Source organism: Quadrisphaera sp. DVD1 (assembly GCF_058932755.1).
On sequence record NZ_JBZYWI010000259.1, the window covers coordinates 1 to 1,641 of the forward strand.

At 76.6% G+C, this 1,641-nt stretch carries 1 protein-coding gene; it reads right to left on the bottom strand.

All coding sequences use genetic code 11. The annotated features are described in order from the left end of the window. Positions 1 to 1,641: VanW family protein (locus AC5FZL_RS16655; RefSeq protein WP_493619989.1), on the bottom strand; the 1,641-nt coding region annotated here is incomplete at both ends.

A 1,641-nucleotide genomic window follows, 5' to 3' on the forward strand; every position in this document is an offset into this window, starting at 1 on the left:
CAGCAGGAGCTGCGGCGGCGTCGGGCGTCGCGGGAGCTGCGGGCGCCTTGCCCGCCGTGCAGGTGACGGAGTCCTCGGGGATGTAGTGGGTCCGGAACTCCTCCACCCGGGGAGCCTCCCCCGCGCGGGTGGACGTGCGGGTCACCGTCACGTCGAAGCCGTCGCTGGGAGCCTGCGTCACGCAGCCCGGGGAGTCGTCGACCACCGTCGCCGGCGGCTTGACGTTGCGCCGCTCGGAGGTCTCGGAGGTGACGTCCCAGACCTTGGTGCTCCAGAACCGGGCGTGCATCTCGCCGCCGCCGAGCCACGTCTCGATGAGGACGCCGTGCGGGCTGTCGTTGGTGAACTTCAGGTCCACGGTCGGGTAGTTCACCGTGGCCTCGCGCCCCACCGGGTAGCGGGAGATGTAGAAGGAGTGCGCCTTGTGCTCCACGTCCTTCAGGCCCGCGAAGTACATGGCGTTGAACAGCGTCGTCGCCACCTGCGAGACGCCGCCTCCGTAGTCCGCCACGAGGCGGCCGCCGCTGATCGCCGGGGCCTTGTTGTAGCCCTTCTCCGGCGTCCGCTGGCCGAGCACCTCGTTGAGGCTGAAGGTCTCGCCGGGCAGGAGCAGCGTGCCGTTGACCGTCCGCGCGGCGATCCGCAGGTTCTCGGTCCGCTGGGCGTCGGCGGTGAGCTTGGTGGAGAACTCGGAGACGACCTCCCGGACGCCGAGCGCCTCGGCGTCCGCCGTGCTGGTCTCCGGCTCCACCGGCACCAGCGCGGGGGTGAGCGTCCGCTCGGCGGGCGTGGTGCCCGTGAGCGCGGCGCCCGCGACCGCCGAGAGGGTGGCGGGGTCGAAGCCCGTGCCGTCCACGCCCGGCACGACGGCCACGGCCCCGTCCTGGACCTCCAGCCGGGCGTCCTGGGCCGGGGTCAGCGCCTCGGGCTCGACGGCCGCGACCGCCGCGGACAGCGCCGCGGCGTCCACGGCGAGCTCCAGCGCGCCGTCGACGGGCGCGGTGGACAGCGCCGCGGCGACCTGCGCGGGCGCCAGCTCGACGCTCCGCTCGCCGACCACCACGGTCACCGGGGCGGACATCGCCGGCCCGGCCAGCTCGGTCATCGCCCGCTCGACCGCCTCGGCCCCGACGTCGGGCTCCCGCACGACGACGGGCAGCTCCAGCGGGCTCCCGCCGGTGAGCCAGCGCCGGGCCAGCACGCCCGCCGCGCGCTCGACGTCGAGCACCTCGCCGGCCGCGGGCTCGGTGGGGGTCGGGACGCCGTCCGCGAAGGCGATCGCCCCCTCGACCGGCGGCACGTCGACGGCAGCGGCCAGGTCGGCCAGCGCCGCGGCCAGGGCGGCGTCGTCGACGTCGGTGACCGGGGTGACCTCGCCACCGCCCACGAGGTGGCGCCACAGCGTCAGCGGGTGGCCGGTCGCGCCGGCCGCGCGCTCGGCGGTGGCCGCGGCGTCGAGGACCAGCCCGGCGGCGACGGGGTCGATCTCGCCCTCGCGGTCGGCGGCGGTGACCGCGAGCGGCGCGGTCGCGGCGGTCGCCAGGCCGTCGCTGAGCGCGGCCTCCGCCTGCTCCAGGCCGAGACCGCCGAGGTCGATGCCGGCGGCGCTGGTGCCGCGCGGCACGCGGCCCGACAGCGCCG